Genomic DNA, 18,159 nt, shown 5'->3' on the forward strand with positions numbered 1-18,159 from the left:
AAGGCGTACCAGGATCGTATCCGTCGACGCGGATCGCGTCGGACGGGGGCAGCCGTGTTGCAGAACCCGCGAAGTGTAGCCGATGCGGGGCGGCATCTCCAGCCTGTTCACATCGCCGGACAGCAGGCGGACACCTGCGGCAGCGGCGTCCGGCAGGATGCGCGGGCCGCCATGTCAGACTATGGCCGGCGCCGCGCACTGGAAGAATGCAATCTTGGACTGCCCGCTGGATGTCGTCAGGGATGACGCCCCCACACATCGCGTTGCCCCCCGCCCCGCCCGAACCCTGTACCGGAGCCTGTGTCTGCTCCTGTGCCTGTTGCTCTGCGACACCCTCGCCGCCGCCGAGTGGCAGTACCGGGTGCGACCGGGCGACACCATCTGGGACCTGGCGCGACTGCACCTGCGTGCGGACGTGCCATGGGAGCAGCTGCAGGCACACAACACCGTCGATGATCCCGGCCGGCTCGCGCCCGGGACGACCCTGCGTTTTCCCGTCGCGTGGCTGCGTCGCCAGCCGGCGCCGGCGACGATCGTCGCTTCGGCGGGCGCTGCGACCGCGACCCTGTCGGGCGTCACCACGCCGCAGCCGATCCACGCCGGGATGCGCCTGCCCGTCGGCGCCATCCTGCGCACGGGGCCCGATGCCAGCCTCACGCTCGCGTTCGCCGACGGATCGCGGCTGCAGTTGCATGGCGATGGCGAGCTGCATCTCGACCGGCTCACCGCCTACGGCACGACCGGCATGGTCGATACCCGCGTCCGCCTGCCCAGAGGACGGGTCACCAATCTGGTCGAGCGCCGGCGCGGACCGGCCTCGGGCTTCGTGGTCGAAACGCCGGGGCTGATGTCGAGCGTCCGCGGTACACAGTTCCGGGTCGCCAGCGAAGGCGACCGGACGCGTTCGGAAGTACTGGAAGGTGTGGTCGATGTCAGCGGCGAGGGCCGGCGAATCCGTCTGGTGGCCGGACGCGGCGTCACCGCCGATGCCACCGGCCGCCCCGAGGCCGGACGCGCGCTGCTGTCGCCGCCCGACATCACCGGATGGGATCCTGCGATCGAACGCATGCCGGCCACGCTGACCTGGCCAGCGATGCCGGACGCCCGCAGCTACCGGTTCCTGGTCGCGGCCGATCCGGAGTTCCTGACGCTGCTGCAGGACACGGTCGTCGAGGCGCCGCAGGTGCATCTGCAGGTCGATGCCGATGGCCTGCTGTACGCCCGCGTCCGGGCCATCGACGCGGACGGCCTCGAAGGCCGGGACGCCGTGCGCCCGCTGGAGATCGCCGCGCAGCCAGCACCGCCGTTCGCGGTGGCGCCGACCCGGGGCGGCAGTGTGCCGGGGCCGCGCCCGCGCTTCCGCTGGACACAAGCGCCGCAGCCGCAGACCTACCGTCTGCAGATCGCGGCCACCGGCGATTTCAGCCAGCCCCTGGTCGACCTGACCGGTCTGCAGCGCAGCGAAGTACGCGTGTCGAAGCCCCTGCCGCCCGGTGCCTACCACTGGCGCGTGGGCGCGATCGACGCCCGCAGCAAGGTCGGTCCGTTCGGCGACGCCATCGCATTCGAGATCCACGACGCCGCGCGGCCGCCCGACGTCGTGACCGACACGCCCGACGGCGTCCTGCAGGTGCGCTGGCAGGCCGGCGAATCCGATACGCGCTACCGCTTCCAGCTGTCGCGCAGTGCCGGTTTCGAACGGCTCGTCGTCGACCGGACGATCGACGACACCGTGATCGCACTGCCCGAAGCGCGGTCGGGCACCTGGTACATGCGGGTGCAGTCGATCCACAGCGACGGTCATATCGAGGACTTCGGCACGGTCCAGACCCTGCAGCTCGGCTGTCCGACCTGCCGCTACTGGCTCGGCGGCGCCGCGCTCCTGCTGCTGGCGCTCTGATGCCTCGCCCCCGGCCGCGCGCGTTTCAGGACCGCCTGTACATCGGTGCGGCCGGGATCGTGCTGCTGACGCTGCTGACGTGGTTCGACGCCACGTGGCGTGCCGATGTGGTCGTTTACGATCTGCTGCAGTCCTCCACGACGCCCAAGGTGGACCCGGACATCGTGCTGGTGCTGGTCGACGACCGCAGCCTCCATGCCCTGGGCCGGTGGCCGTGGTCGCGCGCGGTGCATGCGCAGCTGCTCGACCGCCTGCGCGATGTCACGCCACGCGGCATCGCCTTCGACGTGATGTTCGCCGAGCCCGACGGCGACCCGGCTGCCGACGCCGCCCTGGCCGATGCGATCACGGCCCGCGGCCGCGTGGCACTGCCGGTGATGGTCGATGTCCAGCAGTCCGGCGGACTGCCCATCGAGGTGATGCCCCTGCCGGCGCTGTCCGCAGCCGCCGCGGCGCTCGGCCATGCGGAGGTCGAACTGGACCGCGACGGCGTCGCACGCCGGACGTCGCTGTACGCCGGACTGGGCTCGCCCCACTGGCCGGCGCTGGCGCTGGCCCTGCGCGACCTCGATCCGCGCCACCGCAGCACCCCGCTTCCCGGCGAGCGCGCCCATGCGGATACCCCGGACCTCGCATCGCCCTACCACTGGCACCGGGACCGCCGCGTGCTGGTGCCGTTCGCGCCAGCGGATGCGTTCGCAGCGGTGTCCTTCGTCGACGTGCTCGACGGCACCGTTCCCGCGTCGCGGCTGCAGGACCGCTGGATCCTCATCGGCGCCGATGCGGCGGGACTCGGCCAGCGCATCTTCACCCCGGTCACGGCGCCGGGTGGCGGCCAGAGCGCGACCCGCTATCACGCGAACGTCCTCAACGCGCTGCTCACGGACGCGACGATCGCGCCCCTGACCCGCGTGCAGCAGGTGCTCATCGGCGCGTTGCTGCTCTTGGTGCCGCTCGCGCTGTCGCACGCGCCCGCCCGGTCCGGCGGGGCGTGGTGGCGCGCGGCGCTGGCGATCCTGCTGACCTGCGTCACCAGCGTGCTGCTGCTCCGCATCGGACATCTCTGGTTCGCACCGGGCGCGACGATCCTGACCCTGCTCGCCGCAGGCGGCACCTGGATGCTGTTGCGCCTGCGACGGTCCCAGCGGCTGGCGATCTCCGACGCGGTGACCGGCCTGGGCAACCGCGCCCTGTTCGACACCGCGCTCAAGCGCGAAACCGCAGCTGCGCGGCGCTCCGGCAAGCCGCTGTCGCTGCTGCTGGTCGACGTCGACCATTTCAAGCACTTCAACGACACCCAGGGCCACCAGGCCGGCGACGCGGCCCTGCGCGGTGTCTCCACCGCGCTGGCGCAACGCGCGCGCCGGCCACGCGATCTCGCCGCACGCTATGGCGGCGACGAGCTCGCCCTGATCCTGCCCGAGACGCCCAGCGCGTCGGCCGCCCGCATTGCCGATGCGCTCGGCGCCGACATCCGCCGGCTGGCCATTCCGCATCCGGGCGCGGAGACCGCCCCGGTGGTGACACTGAGCATCGGCGTGGCGACCTTCGACCCCGCGCACGACCCGGTCACGCTCGACCTCGTCGAACGCGCGGACGCTGCGCTCTACCGCGCCAAGCACGCGGGACGCGACCGCAGCGCCCTGCCGCCGGACGCGTCGGCCTAGATCGTCCCGGGCACCTGATCCGGGCGCACCGGCACCGGTCGCCCACAGCCGACCGCCCTGCCACCCAAGCACTGTGCGCCGGGCAACCGCCGTGGCACTCTCCTCCCCGCGCTGCACGGCAGCGCGCCCCCACCACGTGTCCACGCGTCCCGGCCTGTCGCCGAAGGCGCCGGACGGGCGATCCCGCCGGACACACGCACACCAATCAAGGAGCCCTCGATGGCTGGCGATACAGGAGTGGCCACCGATCAGCTGGTCAGTGTGGTCGCGCTGCTCGGCGCGGCCGTCGTCGCGGTGCCGCTGTTCCGCAAGCTCCGGCTCGGCTCGGTGCTCGGCTATCTGGCCGCGGGTCTGGCGATCGGGCCGTTCGGCTTCGGCTGGTTCTCCGATCCCGAATCGATCCTCCACGTCGCCGAACTCGGCGTGGTGATGTTCCTGTTCGTCATCGGCCTGGAGATGCGGCCCTCGCATCTGTGGAGCCTGCGCCGGCAGATCTTCGGCCTCGGCGCGCTGCAGATCATCCTCAGCATCACCGCGCTGACCCTGCTCGGCGCCGCGTTCGGCTTTCCGTGGCCGATCGCGTTCGTCGGTGCGTCCGGCTTCGTCATGACGTCGACTGCGGTGGTGATGCAGCTGCTGTCCGAACGCGGCGAGATCGCCCTGCCCCATGGCCAGAAGATCGTCTCGGTGCTGTTGTTCGAGGACCTGCTGATCGTGCCGCTGCTGGCGCTGATCGCGTTTCTCGCGCCGACGCCGGACGCCGCCGTGGATGCGCCCTCGCGCTGGATGTCGATCGCGATCGGCATCGGCTCGCTGGTCGCACTGATCGTCGCCGGCATCTATCTGCTCAATCCGATGTTCCGCATCCTCGCCGCAGCCAAGGCGCGCGAAGTCATGACTGCGGCCGCGCTGCTGGTGGTGCTGGGCGCGGCGCTGCTGATGCAGCTCGGCGGCCTGTCGATGGCGATGGGCGCGTTCCTGGCCGGCGTGCTGCTGTCGGAATCCTCGTTCCGCCACCAGATCGAAGCCGACATCGAACCCTTCCGGGGCATCCTGCTCGGGCTGTTCTTCCTCGGCGTCGGCATGGCGCTGAACCTGACGGTGGTCGCGGCCAACTGGCCGTTGATCGTCGGCGGTGTGTTCGCGGCGATGGCGACCAAGGCGCTGTGCATCTACCTCGTCGCGCGCGTGACCCGCAGTTCGCATCCCGAGGCGCTGGAGCGCGCGGTGCTGATGGCGCAGGGCGGTGAATTCGCGTTCGTGCTGTTCTCGACCGCCGCCGCGACCGGGCTGATCAACGCCGAGGTCAATGCGAACTTCACCGCGATCGTCGTGCTGTCGATGGCGCTGACGCCGCTGGTCGTGCTGATGACCCAGCGCTTCATCGTCAAGGCCAAGGCCGCGCGGCCGGACGACGTGGAAGACGTCGCGGGCCAGAGCGGCAGCGTGCTGATCATCGGTTTCGGCCGCTTCGGCCAGGTCATGAGCCAGTCGCTGCTGGCGCGCGATGTCGACGTCACGATCATCGACACCGATATCGAGATGATCCAGAGCGCGGCCGAATTCGGCTTCAAGGTCTACTACGGCGACGGCACCCGGCTCGACGTGCTGCATGCCTCGGGCGCGCGCACCGCGCGCGCGATCGCGATCTGCATCGACGACCGCGAGGCCGCCGACCGTATCGTCGAACTCGCCAAGCACGAATTCGCCCAAGCCAAGCTGATGGTGCGTGCATTCGACCGCGCCCACGCGCTCAAGCTGGTCAACGCCGGCGTCGACGTGCAGGTGCGCGAGACCTTCGAGTCCGCGGTGCACTTCGGCGCGGCGGTGTTGCGCGAACTGGACGTGTCCGAAGAGGACGCCGACGCGATCGCGACCCAGGTCCGCCGCCTCGACGCCGAGCGCTTCGAGCTGGAGACCGCCAGCAACGACACCCGCGCCGGCATCCCGCTGATCATCAAGAACACCAGTGCACCGGGCCCGAAGCCGACGCCGCTGACCCGTCCGCGCCGCGAGAGCAAGCGGCTCAACGATGCCGCGGCGGCAGCGCCCGGACCGGACGCGCCGTCGCTCTGATCGGTGACGTCCGGGGCGATGCGCCGCATCGCCCCGAAGCCACGCTTCGTTACTGCGTCACCCGCCGCCGGTTGTCCGACGAGACCCGGTCGATCAACTTGTTATAGGGATCGAAGCCGGCCTCGAACGGGGCCTCGTCGACCGTCACCGTGATCACCGGATCGGCGGTCGTGATGTGGTGGCGCTCCAGGTACAGCACTTTCTCGTCGCGTTCCTTGCCCGACGGCCCGCGTGCAAATACGCCGACCTCGATCCAGTCGTCGAGCACGCCCGCTGTCTCGCGACCGGTGCCATCGGCGTAGCGCTTGGCCGCATGCAGGTTGAGCGTGACGTCGTAGCGGCCATCGTCGCGACGCGTCGTCGTCGCCGTCATGACCCGGTTGTCGTAGAAGCTGATCGTCTCGAACAGATCGGTGATCAGCGTCTGCTGGTCGGGGCGCGCTTCGGCCCGGATGTAGTCCAGCAGGTCGCGCGAGGTCGTGTACGGCGGCTGCTGGTAGGCCTTGTCTTCGAGGAACCGCTTGAGCGCGCGATTGAGCGCGGCCTCGCCCATTTCCTCGCGCAGGCGATAGAACACCAGCGAGCCCTTCTGGTAGTGGATGTACTGCTGGTTCTCCACCCGGTAGAGCGGCAGCTCCTCCAGCCGCTCACCGCCGCGGCCGCCGAGGTAGCGGTCCAGTTCGTACTTCAGGAACTGGCGCATGCGCGGCCGGCCGTATTCCTGTTCCATCACCATCAGCGCCGAATACTGCGACAGCGATTCAGACAGCATCGTCGCGCCCTGCACGTTCGCGCCGATCACCTGGTGCGCCCACCACTGGTGTGCGACCTCATGCGCGGTGACGTAGAACACGTAGTCGAGCTTGTCGGCATCCCGCAGGTCGGCGATGAAGCCGATCGACTCCGAGTACGGCACCGTGTTCGCGAACGCCTGGGCGAAGCTGCCGTAGCCCGGGAACTCGATGATGCGCAACTGGCGGTGCTGGTACGGCGTGAAGTTGGCCTCGTAGTAGGCCAGTGACTTCTGCGTCGCCTCGATCATCCGGTCGACATTGAACGGATGCCTGGGGTCGAAGTACACCTCGATCGGGATGTCCTTGTACATCCCCTTGCGGACCTCCCAGCGCGCGGAGAGGAATGCGTAGAAGTGCAGCATCGGGCGATCCATCGCATAGCTGAAGCAGCGACGCCCGTCGCGCTCGAACTCGCGTTCGATGTAGCCCGGCGCCAGCGCGATCTGGTCGAGCGCAGTGCAGATCGTGGTGCTGAAATCGATCCAGTCGGCGTCGTCGGTCAGATAGGTGTTCGCGCGGGCGGCTTCGTCCTCCAGTTTCGGCATGCGCCGCGGTTCGCCGAGATCGCGCTTGCGCCGTTCGTTGCGGTCGCTGATCTCGACACGCGCGCTGTAGCCGAACTGCGGAAACATCCCGCTGTTGAAGAAGCTGCCGTTCTCGACGAACTGCGTCTGCGCCTGGGTGCTGGTGATGCCGGTCGGATGGAAGTCGACCCTGAAGCGGAACTCGCGCGTCTCGCCCGGCGCCAGCGGTGTGGCGAGCCGGTAAATGCGATAGCCCAGCGGCTCGTCGTGCTTGGCGAGCGTCTGCCCACCGAGATCCACGTCGACCAGCGCACGGTCGTCGCTCATGCCGATGTGCACGTCGGTGATCGGCCCGGCATGCGGATTGCGCACGGTGTAGACCAGCGTGCCGGTCATCGATTGCGTTTCGGGGCGCAGGTCGATGTCCGAGCGGCTCGCTACGATGCGTGGCTGCGGCAGCGATTCGTACTGCTTGTAGTCGCGCTCGTAGCGGGCCTGCAGATCGAGCTGGCCATCGGGCGAGACGAAATCGTTGCGGATGTTGGTGTTCCAGAACAGCACGCTACCGACCGCTGCGAACGCGAGCACCGCCGCCGCGAACGCCAGGCCCAGGCCGCCCCGCAGCTGCGCACGCATGCCGGCCAGACGCTGGCGCCAGCCACCATCCACGCCGCGCACCCACAACGCCGCCGCGAGCAGCAGCAGCGCTGCGACGAACAGACCCCAATAGCCGTGGAACGCCAGTTGGCCGGCGAGGAAGTGGCCGTAGCCGTTCATGTCGGAATACGGCGCGTTCGGCCACGCGCCGATCGTGTAGAGGTTGTGGGTGAAGTCGAGCATGCCGAGCACAGCCTGTGCGACGAGCACCAGCACCAGCAGGCCGTAGCCGATGAACTTGTTGTTGGCGAAGACCTGCAACGCCAGCGCCAGCCCGCCCATGATCACGTAGGGAATCGAGTCGAACACCAGCGCCTGCGCGTAGACCAGCGGCTCGAGCTGCACGCTGCCCTTGAATAGCTGGATCGTCATCGCCATCGCCATGCCGATTATCTGGAACAGCGCGATCACCACCAGCAGGGTCAGGAACTTCGCGAGCAGCGGAATGCGGTTCGCGACCGGCATCGCGTCGACCACTTCGTTGAGCTTGGCGCCGCGTTCCTTCCACACCAGTTCGCCGGCGTAGAACATCACCACGATCATCAGCAGGAAGCTGTAGCTGTTGCGCAGCGCATCGAGCATCTGCGAGGTGACCGGGTAGACGGGCGTGCCATACATCGACTGCTGGAACAGCGTCGACGGCACGAAATTGAGGATGCCGAACAGCAGCATCACCAGGAACGGCACGCTGCGCAGCACGCCGGCGGTGTCGAACCGCACCTGCCGCCAGGTCTGCGACCACGCCGTCGCCGCGCCGAACACAGGCTGGACGCGGATCGGTGCGCGAGACGGCACGACCGATGCCACGGTGGCCGGAGCCGTCACGCGTCGATGCCTGAACAGTCCGCGCCCTGTCCCGCTGCGCTCGGTCCGGAAGAGCGCGAAGGCCGCCGCGAACAGCGCCAGCGACACGGCCAGCCACAGCGCGCGATTGGCGAGCAGATACTCGGCCAAGGCAGGCAGGCCGGAATTGCGCTCCTCGGCGGACCAGTAGCGCACCGTGCGCGACAGCGCGCGCGCGCCCAGCGGTTCGACCAGCGTCGCCAGCCAGATGTTGTCGATGTCCTGCATCAGCGTGGCGCTGACGCCGTAGAGCACGAAGAACGCGAGCACACCGATGTAGACCCACAGGATCGAACGCGTGGTGACCGCCAGCAACGCCAGCAGCGCGGTGACGAACAGCAGGTTCGGCAGCACGATCACACCCAGCGACCACAGATACGGCTGCAGCGAGACGGGCCCGAGGCGTGCGGGATCGATCCACGGCATGAACTGCGCGACGAACAGGCCGATGCCGATGACGACGAACACCGCCAGACTCGCCAGCAGCGCGGCGCCGATCCGGCCGAGCAGATAGTCGCGCCGGCGCACCGGTCCGGAGAACAGCAGGTCCGCGGTGCCCTGCTCGAAGTCGCGCAGCAGCGCGGTGCTGACGAAGATCGGCACGATCAGCATCGTCAGCAGGGTGAAGGCGCCGAACAGCTGTGCGACGACGATCGGCGCATTGCGATGCACGTTGCCGATCGCGCCACCGATCTGCACCGCGTCGCTGGAGGCCGCGCCGAACCCGAGCAGCGCGAACAGCACCGCGAGAAACCAGAGCAGCGGCGAACGGAGCTGCTGGCGCAGCTCGAAACGGAAGAATTCGAGGATCATGGCGGGCTCCGGCTCAGACGGCCGGCGCTGCGGCGGCCTGCTGCCGTGCCTGCAGGCGCAGACGCTGGAAGTACACGTCTTCGAGATCCGGATCGATCTGCACGAAGCCGTCCTCGGGCCGATCCGCACTGTGCACGTGGATCACCGGCTGGCCGGCGACCAGGCGCGTCGACAGCACCGTATGCGCGGCCTCGTAGCCGGACAGGGTTTCCTTGGTCACCTGCTTGCGCCAGACCTGCTGCGACAGCGCCTCGATCGCGTCGCTGGGGCGCCCGGTCAGCAGCACCTGACCGCGGTTCATGATCGCCATCGTCGGGCACAGGTCGGTGACGTCCTCGACGATATGCGTCGACAGGATCACCACCACGTCTTCGCCGATCGCCGCCAGCAGATTGAGGAACCGGTTGCGCTCTTCGGGATCGAGACCGGCCGTGGGTTCGTCGACGATCACCAGACGCGGATTGCCGAGCAGCGCCTGGGCGATGCCGAAGCGCTGCCGCATGCCGCCGGAGAACGTGCCGAGCTTGCGCTTGCGCGCATCCCACAGGTTCACCTGCACGAGCAGGCCGTCAACGACCTCACGCCGTTGCTTGCGATCGGTCAGGCCCTTGAGCACGGCGAAGTGTTCGAGCAGATCCAGCGCGCTGACCTTGGGATACACGCCGAAATCCTGCGGCAGGTAACCGAGCTGGCGACGCACGGCATCCTTGTCGCGCAGCACGTCGATCGGACCGTCGCTGCCATCGAGCGTGACGCTGCCGCCGTCGGCCGATTGCAGTGTCGCCAGCGTGCGCATCAGCGAGGACTTGCCCGCGCCGTTGGGACCCAGCAACCCGAACATGCCGCGCGGGATGTCGAGCGTCACGCCGTCGAGAGCGCGCACACCGTTGGCGTAGGTCTTGGTCAGGTCACGGATCGCGAGCATGGGCGTCTCCCTGTGCCATCGGCACGATGGCGCGATCCTCGCGCACCGCGCACGTACGCGCATGGGTCGAACGTCACCGTTCCGGAAAGGTGGCCCGCCACGAACCGCAAAGCGGCGCCCCGCCGGGCCTCGATCGGGCCTGCCCGCGCATGACCTTCGACACCCCCGGCGGCCCGGGGGCAGGCGTAGAGTGCGCGCACACCGGGCGCCGCCCGGCGGTCCTTCCTCTACGGAGATTCCACGTGATTGCTTTCGCTCCCAAGCGTCTGCTGCTGACCTGTTCGGTGGTGCTGGCGCTGTCCGCCTGTTCGGGCGACCAGGACACCCCCGCGACCGCCGGTGCTGCGCCCACCGCCCCGGCTGCCAACGCATCGACGCTGACGCTCGACGAAAGCGCACTGCCCGGCGTGAACCGGTTCGAGATCGCCGATCTCGATACCAGCATGAACGCCTGCACCGATTTCGACGGCTACGCGAACGGCAAGTGGCTCGCCGCCAACGCCATCCCGGGTGACCGGACTTCGTGGGGCGCGTTCGAAATGCTCGACGAGCGCTCGACCGCGATCCAGCGCCAGCTCGCCGAGCAGTCCGCGGCCGACACCGCCGCGACCGGCGTCGAGAAGATCGTCGGCGACTTCTGGGCCACCGGCATGGACGAGGCGAAGATCAACGCCCAGGGCGTCGAGCCGCTGAAGGATCGCCTGACCGCGATCGAAGCACTGGCCGATGGCCCGGCCGTGGCCGAGTACCTGCGCCAGACCTACGCGCGCGGTGAAGGCAGCCTGTTCGGCTTCGGCCCGGAGGCCGACTTCGATGCGCCGACGATGAACATCGCCTACGCGATGCAGGGCGGCCTGGGCCTGCCCGACACCAGCTATTACACCGATGCCGACAAGGCCCCGATCCGCGCGCAGTACGTCGCCCACGTGGCGAAGATGCTCGAGCTGTCGGGCGTGCCCGCCGCCGATGCGTCGACGCAGGCGCAGTCGGTGCTGGCGTTCGAGACCCGCCTGGCGTCGAAGTCCAAGTCCAGCGTCGAGATGTCGCGCGACGTGAAGCTGTTCTACAACCCGGTCACACCGGCCGAAGCCGACGCGCTGACCCCGAACTTCCCGTGGACGACGTTCTTCGAGTCGCAGGGCGTCGCGGTGCCGGCGACGTTCTCGCTGGCGATCCCGGACTTCCACAAGGAAGTCAGCGCGATGATCGGCGACACCCCGGTCGCCGACTGGCAGGCCTATCTGCGTTACCACCTCGTCGACGGCGCCGCGCCGTATCTGGGCGATGCGTTCGTGCAGGAGAACTTCGACTTCTACGGCAACAAGCTGCGCGGCCAGAAGGAACTCAAGGCGCGCGAGAAGCGCGTGCTCGACACGCTCAACAGCCAGGCCGGCGAAACGCTGGGCCAGCTGTACGTGCAGGTCGCGTTCCCCGCCGAGTCGAAGGCGCGCATGGAGACGCTGGTCAAGAACCTCAGCGAATCGCTGAAGGTGCGCATCGAGAACCTGGCCTGGATGAGCGACGAGACCAAGGCCAAGGCAATGGAGAAGTGGGCCTCGTTCACGCCGAAGATCGGCTACCCCGAGAAGTGGCGCGCGTGGGACGGTCTGTCGACCTCGCGCGACAGCTACATCGGCAACGTGCTCGCCGCGACCGAGTTCAACTACAAGTGGATGCTGTCGAAGATCGGCCAGCCGGTCGACAAGACCGAATGGGGCATGACGCCGCAGACGGTCAACGCCTACTACAACCCGCTGCAGAACGAGATCGTGTTCCCGGCGGCGATCCTGCAGCCGCCGTTCTTCGATCCGGATGCATCGGATGAAATGAACTACGGCGGCATCGGCGCGGTGATCGGTCACGAGATGACCCACGGCTACGACGACCAGGGCAGCCGTTTCGGGCCCACCGGCAAGTTCGAGAACTGGTGGACGACCGCCGACTCGACCGGCTTCACCAGCCGCACCGATCTGCTGACCTCGCAGTTCAACGCGTACGAAGCCGCACCGGGCAAGCACGTCGACGGCAAGCTCACCCTGGGCGAGAACATCGCCGACCTGGGTGGCCTGGCGACGGCCTACGACGCGATGAAGCAGGCCGCCGGCGACACGCCCGACCCGATGACCGACGGCCTGAGCCGCGACCAGCGCTTCTTCCTCAACTGGGCCACCGTGTGGCGTCGCAACTTCACCCCGCAGGAACTCGATGTGCGGCTGAAGACCGACTCGCACGCCCCGGCGAACTTCCGCGCGATCGGCGCGCCGTCGAACCTGCCCGCGTTCGCGGCCGCGTTCTCGTGCAAGCCCGGCGATCCGATGGTCCGCACCGGCGACCAGCAGGTCGTGATCTGGTGATCCACGCGACATTGCAGTGACGACGAAGCCCGGCAGCGATGCCGGGCTTTTTCTTTGTCTTCTGTTCTTGTGACCTTTTCCGCGAGAGCGCCTGCCCGGACCTGGATCCGGGCTCGAGGCGCGCTGCGCATCGGGTGCGGGTTGCAGTGCTCACGCGCTCGAATCCGAAGCTGCGCCCGACCTGTCCCATCGCACATCCCTGAACGCGAAATCCCGCGCCGTCCTGCCGTCGCGCGGCTTGCTAGACTTGCGCGATTCATGCCCGCACGGACTCTGCAATGCCGATCCAGCACACGCTTGCCCGCCCCGCCCTGCTCGCCGCCTCGATCGCACTGCTGGTCGGCCTGAGTTCCGATGCCGACGCCCAGCGTCGTCGCGCCGCCGCCCCGAAGGGGCCGCCACCGGTCACCGCCTGTACCGACCTCTACAGCTTCGTCAACAAGGACTGGCTGGCCGCGAACATGGTCGTGGCCGGTCAGGGCACGCGTTCGGCGCTCGGTGAACTGCAGGCGCGCGCGCTCACCCAGCAGCACGACCTGCTCAACAAGGCGATGACGTCGCCGCAGAACGACGTGCAGCGCCTGCTCGGCGACTTCTGGGCCAGCGGTCTGGACGAGGCCGCGGTCGAAGCAGATGGCGCCAAGCCGATCGCCCCGTTGATCGCCCGCATCGACGGCATCCGCCGCACGCGCGACATCGCGCCGGCCCTGGCCGCGCTGCACCAGGTCGGCATTCCGGTGCTGTTCGAATTCGGCGCCGAAGTCGATCTGGCCGATCTCAACCGCCACGTCGGCTACTTCACCCAGGGCGGCCTCGGCCTGCCCGACCCGGCGTACTACAGCCGCGGCGATGCCGAGACGCAGCAGATCGTCTCGCAGTACACGCAGTACGTGCGCAACATCCTCGCGCTGACCGGCACCGCCGAAGACCGCCTCGACGCCGAGACGGCGCTGGTGATCGATCTGGAACGTCGCATCGCCGCAATCTCCAAGCCGCTGGCCGATTTGCGCGATCCGCGTGCGCAGTACGCGCTCGTCGACACCGCCGGTCTCGACAAGCAGTACCGCCGTCTGCAGCTGGGCACGTTCCTGTCGGCGCAGAGCGTGCAGGCGCCGCAGGTGTCGCTGGCGAATCCCGAGCTGTTCACCCAGCTCGACACGCTGGTCAACGCGCTCAAGCCGGATCAGTGGAAGGCCTATCTGCGCTTCCACATCGGCAACGCGATGGCGCCGTACCTGTCGAAGAGCTTCCGCGACGCCGAGTACGACTTCCACGGCCGCATCCTGCGCGGCGAAACCGCGCAGCCGAGCCGTCAGCAGCTGACGCTGGGCGCGATCAACCGCGCCGCCGGTCCGATGATGTCGCGCGAATACGTCGCCGCGTATCTGCCCGACACCACCCGCGCCCGCGCCGAGACGATCGCAGGCCAGGTGCGCGACGCACTGGGCCGCGGCATCGAGCGCAACACCTGGATGACCCCGACCGCGAAGACCGAAGCCAAGGCCAAGCTGGCCGCGCTGAAGATCGAGATCGGCGCGCCGGTGCAGGACATCGACTACACCGTGCAGCCGATGGGCCGCGCCAGCTTCGGCAGCAACATGCTGATCGCATCCACCTGGCGTCACGCGCAGGAAATGCGCCGCATCGGCCAGGCCAACGCCGGTCGCCGCTGGGACGTGCTGCCGCAGACGCCGGCGCTGGCCTACGACCTCGCGCAGAACCGCCTGATCGTGTCCGCCGCCGTGCTGCAGGCGCCGGTGCTCGACGTCGCCGCCGACGCCGCCACGCACTACGGCACCTACGGCGCGCTGGTCGGCCACGAGCTGAGCCGCGCGATCGACATCAAGGGCAAGCAGGTCGATTCGACCGGCACCGTGCGCACCTGGTGGAGCACCGACGACGACGCCGGCTGGCTGACCGCCACCGACAAGCTCGTCGCGCAGTACAACGCCTACGGCTACCCGGGCCTGACCGGCTCGCAGGTCAACGGCGCGCTGACCCGTGACGAGAACGCCGCCGATCTGGCCGGCGTGGAACTCGCCTGGGACGCGCTGCAGCAGGCCAACCCGGAGCTCGCGCAGCCGGCGAAGGAAGCGTTCTTCCGCGGCTGGGCGCAGCTGTGGCGCCAGCAGTCGGCCATCGACACCGCGACCCGCAATGCCGCGACCAGCGTGCATGCGCCGGGCCAGTGGCGCGCGAACGGTCCGGTCGCGAACCTGCCCGGCTTCACCGAGACGTTCAAGTGCGCTGCCAGCGACCCGATGACCCGCACGGCCGAAGACCAGGTGCGTATCTGGCGCTGAGCCGGGGCCACCGTGTGACATGACAATGCGCCGGCTCGTCCGGCGCATTTTTTTGGTGCCGCCTGGAAAGTCAGGCGATTGACGGGCGTCGCTGCCGCCCGACCCGTCCCGTGGACAGGCGCCGGCACTGCGGCGCCCGGAGGACCGGGCGCGGACCGCGACACCCGTCGATGCGGAAAACAGGGACCCGTCAGAGCCTGCGCACGTGGCGCTTGCCGCCGCCGCGACTGAAAGGCGGACGTCCGCGCCAGTGCTGGATCAGCAGCCAGCCGAACAGCATGCCGCCCAGGTGCGCGAAATGCGCCACGCCCGAGCGCGTGCCGGTGATGCCCAGCACCAGTTCGACCAGGCCGTAGACGATCACCAGGGTGCGCGCGCGCATCGGGATCGGCGGGAACAGCAGCACCAGACGCTGGTTCGGGAACAGCACGCCGTAGGCCAGCAGCAGGCCGAAGACACCGCCCGATGCACCCAGCGTGGGATACGGGAATGCGCCCTGTGCCAGCGACCAGCTCACCACCCCGAGCTGGCACAGCCCCGCACCGACCACGCACACCAGGTAGTAGGTGACGAAGCGCCGCGTGCCCCAGGTGTGCTCGAGTTGCGAGCCGAACATCGCCAGCGCCAGCATGTTGAACGCCAGATGCGCGATGTTGCGCGGGTCATGCATGAAACCGTAGGTGACCAGCTGCCAGGGCTGGAATCCCAGCCCGCCCACATCACCGCCACCCAGCGGCCACAGCATGAAAGGCAGCAAGGCATTGCCGATGGCCAGCTGCAGCACGAACACGACGATGTTGATGGCCAGGATCGCTTTGACGGCCGTGGGCAACCTCGGGAACATCCGCACTCCTCAGTTCTTCGGCCGTCATGATAACGACCCGCGCGCGGCAGTGATCGTGCCGGATCAGGCGTCTTCGCCCGGTCCCCACAGCGCCGCATCCAGCGTCCCTGCAGTGGGCATCCGCGCCCGCCGCCCGGTCACGGTGACGCCCTCCGCGCGCAGGCGGCGCACCTGCTCGACGAACCCCGGCGAACCGTCGGAAAATGCGATGCAGCCATCGCTGCGGAGGATCCGATGCCAGGGCAGGTCCGGGTCACCGTGGTCGCGCAGGACCCGGGCCACCAGTCGCGCGCGTCCGGGCAGGCCGGCGCGCCGCGCGATGTGTCCGTAGCCGGCCACGCTGCCTGCCGGCACTGCGCGGATTGCCGCGAGGATGCGGCTGCGGGCGACGGCCGGGCCGTCGCAGGAGGCGTCGTTCATGGCCGCAGTCTGCCACTGCGGCTGCGCGGGACCGGTCAGACCCAGCCGAAGTGGTGGAACATCCGGAACAGGCCGTAGGCGATGCCGCCGGACATCGGGATGGTCAGGATCCAGGCCCAGACCATCTTGTTGACCACCGTCCACTTGATCGCGTTGAGGCGCTTGGCGGTGCCCACGCCCATGATCGCGGTGGAGATGTTGTGCGTGGTCGAGACCGGAATACCCAGCGAGGACGCGGCCAGGATCACCGAAGCGGCACTGGTTTCCGCCGCGAAGCCGTGGATCGGGTGCAGCTTGACCAGCTTGTGGCCCAGCGTCTTGATGATGCGCCAGCCGCCCGCGGCGGTGCCGGCGGCCATGACCACGGCGCAGGTGATCTTGATCCACAGGTCGATGTCACCTTCGGCCAGCGCGGCTTCCGAGGGGTGCAGGAACGCCAGGAAGCCCGGCAGGTTGTCCAGCGTGCCGACGCTCTGGGCGCTGACCAGGGTCAGGGCGACGATGCCCATGGTCTTCTGCGCGTCGTTCATGCCGTGCGCGAAGCCCATGCCGGCGGCCGAGACGATCTGGCTCTTGCCGAAGAAGGCATTGACCCAGCGCGGACGCGCGATGCGGGCGAACACGCCACCGCTGCGCGCCATCATCGAGATGCCGAAGAACAGCACGCCCATCATCAGGAAGCCCGCGGCGAATCCGAGAACGGGTGATGTGACCATGGGCACGACGACTTTCCACAGCACACCGGCGCTGTGCCAGACCGGCTGCGCCGGCTCCGACCAGATCACCACGTCGAAGTTGTTCGACGCCGCGGCCAGCGCGGCGCCGATCAGGCCGCCGATCAGCGCGTGCGAGGACGACGACGGCAGACCGAACCACCAGGTGATCAGGTTCCAGATGATGCCGCCGAGCAGCGCGCACAGGATCAGCTGCGACCCGACGTCGATGACGCCGGCGTCGATCAGGCCCGAGGAGATGGTCTTGGCGACTGCCGTGCCCATCAGCGCGCCGATCAGGTTCATCGACGCGGCGAGGCCGACGGCCTGCATCGGCGAGAGCACCTTGGTCGCGACCACGGTCGCGATGGAGTTGGCGGTGTCGTGGAACCCGTTGATGTATTCGAACACCAGCGCGGTTGCGACCACGATCAGCACGAGGGTCAGCATGTTCTGGAATCCGTCAGGAGTTCTTGAGCACGATCTCGTAGGCGACCACACCCGCCTCGCGGCAGCGGTCGATCGCCTTTTCGAGAATCTCGAAGAATTCCTTGAGCAGGAACATCTGCAGCGGATCCAGCCTGCCGGAGTAGATGTCGCGGTAGAGCTCGAGCATCAGCCGGTCGGCCTCGTTCTCCAGCGCGCGCAGCTCGTCGTTGAGCGCCTTCATCGGCTCGAGCTTCATGCTGCGCAGCGCGCGCACCATCTTCACCACCACCGCCGACGCCTGTTCCAGCATCGCCGCGCGCGGCGCAAAGTCGATGTGCTCCAGATGCTGGGTGGCCAGCGAGTAGCGATCGGCGAACTTCTCGATCTGCTTGGGAATCTTGTACAGCGCCGAGCCCAGTGCCTCGATGTCCTCACGCTCGATCGGCGTGATGAAGCTGTCGACCAGGGCCTGGCTGATCTTGTCCGAGGTTTCCCGTTCGCGCATGCGCGCCAACTTGAATGCATCGAGCGCAGGCTGGCGGTCGGCTTCGCGCAGCATGGCGTGCAAGGCCTTCGCGCTGTCGTTGGCCGCCACCGCGGCCTCTTCGAGCAGCGTGTAGAACTGGTTGCCTTGGCCGAACATCGTTTGCAGGGAGAACATGCTGACGCCTCATATCCGCGCGCCCGCGGGACGGGGCGCTTGCGCAGGGCGCGAATTATGACGGTTCGATGACAGTTCGGGCCAGTGCGGGTGCACCCGGGGTGGACGGAAGTCGTCACGCGGCGTCCTGCTATAGTCCCGGCCGCGCCTCCTGCGCTGTTCATACTTCCAATGGACGACGACCCTAGAACGCCCCCGCCGCACCTGCCCGTTGATGCCTCCCGCGATGCCACGCA

11 protein-coding genes are annotated in these 18,159 nt (G+C 68.5%); 5 read left to right on the top strand and 6 right to left on the bottom strand.

What is annotated here, in order from left to right:
• Nucleotides 1–319: 319 nt before the first annotated feature.
• The 3 genes from AC3A4E_RS13310 (at nucleotide 320) to AC3A4E_RS13320 (ending at nucleotide 5,643) form a co-directional block, all read left to right on the top strand.
• Nucleotides 320–1,900, top strand: a complete 1,581-nt coding sequence (locus AC3A4E_RS13310) for a FecR family protein (RefSeq protein WP_487631894.1) — start codon at nucleotides 320–322, stop codon at nucleotides 1,898–1,900.
• Nucleotides 1,900–3,567, top strand: coding sequence for a CHASE2 domain-containing protein (locus AC3A4E_RS13315; RefSeq protein WP_487631895.1), 1,668 nt, complete (start codon nucleotides 1,900–1,902; stop codon nucleotides 3,565–3,567). Before AC3A4E_RS13310 ends, AC3A4E_RS13315 begins: the two co-directional genes overlap by 1 nt.
• 219 nt (nucleotides 3,568–3,786) lie before the next feature.
• Entirely contained in the window at nucleotides 3,787–5,643 is a 1,857-nt protein-coding gene (locus tag AC3A4E_RS13320; protein ID WP_487631896.1) for a monovalent cation:proton antiporter-2 (CPA2) family protein, read from the top strand.
• A 49-nt stretch (nucleotides 5,644–5,692) separates the two neighbouring features.
• Here the strand turns inward: AC3A4E_RS13320 and AC3A4E_RS13325 are convergent, their stop codons facing one another.
• Both AC3A4E_RS13325 and AC3A4E_RS13330 read right to left on the bottom strand, forming a co-directional pair.
• Nucleotides 5,693–9,274, bottom strand: a complete 3,582-nt coding sequence (locus tag AC3A4E_RS13325) for an ABC transporter permease/M1 family aminopeptidase (RefSeq protein ID WP_487631897.1) — start codon at nucleotides 9,272–9,274, stop codon at nucleotides 5,693–5,695.
• A gap of 13 nt (nucleotides 9,275–9,287) precedes the next feature.
• Complete coding sequence (locus AC3A4E_RS13330) at nucleotides 9,288–10,199, bottom strand: ABC transporter ATP-binding protein (RefSeq protein ID WP_487631898.1); 912 nt, start codon at nucleotides 10,197–10,199, stop codon at nucleotides 9,288–9,290.
• A gap of 266 nt (nucleotides 10,200–10,465) precedes the next feature.
• Here AC3A4E_RS13330 and AC3A4E_RS13335 point away from each other — a divergent pair, with 266 nt between their 5' ends.
• Nucleotides 10,466–12,553 carry a M13 family metallopeptidase gene (locus AC3A4E_RS13335; protein ID WP_487632080.1) on the top strand — a complete coding sequence of 696 codons (2,088 nt, stop codon included), beginning with the start codon at nucleotides 10,466–10,468 and terminating at the stop codon, nucleotides 12,551–12,553.
• Nucleotides 12,554–12,831: 278 nt separating this feature from the next.
• Nucleotides 12,832–14,856 carry a M13 family metallopeptidase gene (locus AC3A4E_RS13340; protein ID WP_487631899.1) on the top strand — a complete coding sequence of 675 codons (2,025 nt, stop codon included), beginning with the start codon at nucleotides 12,832–12,834 and terminating at the stop codon, nucleotides 14,854–14,856.
• Between the two features lie 190 nt (nucleotides 14,857–15,046).
• On the opposite strand, the gene AC3A4E_RS13345 is transcribed toward AC3A4E_RS13340, so the two are convergent.
• From AC3A4E_RS13345 to AC3A4E_RS13360, 4 genes are all read right to left on the bottom strand, one after another.
• A complete protein-coding gene (locus AC3A4E_RS13345; protein WP_487631900.1) occupies nucleotides 15,047–15,700 on the bottom strand; it encodes a rhomboid family intramembrane serine protease in 654 nt (217 codons plus the stop codon).
• A 63-nt stretch (nucleotides 15,701–15,763) separates the two neighbouring features.
• The gene (locus tag AC3A4E_RS13350) at nucleotides 15,764–16,120 is read right to left on the bottom strand and encodes an MGMT family protein (RefSeq protein WP_487631901.1); all 357 of its coding nucleotides are present in this window, start codon (nucleotides 16,118–16,120) and stop codon (nucleotides 15,764–15,766) included.
• Between the two features lie 35 nt (nucleotides 16,121–16,155).
• On the bottom strand, nucleotides 16,156–17,283 hold the full coding sequence (locus AC3A4E_RS13355; protein ID WP_487631902.1) for an anion permease: 1,128 nt from the start codon (nucleotides 17,281–17,283) through the stop codon (nucleotides 16,156–16,158).
• Nucleotides 17,284–17,296: 13 nt separating this feature from the next.
• Nucleotides 17,297–17,923 carry a DUF47 domain-containing protein gene (locus tag AC3A4E_RS13360; protein WP_487631903.1) on the bottom strand — a complete coding sequence of 209 codons (627 nt, stop codon included), beginning with the start codon at nucleotides 17,921–17,923 and terminating at the stop codon, nucleotides 17,297–17,299.
• Nucleotides 17,924–18,159: the final 236 nt, after the last annotated feature.

This window comes from Luteimonas sp. Soil_N_1 (assembly GCF_057656255.1).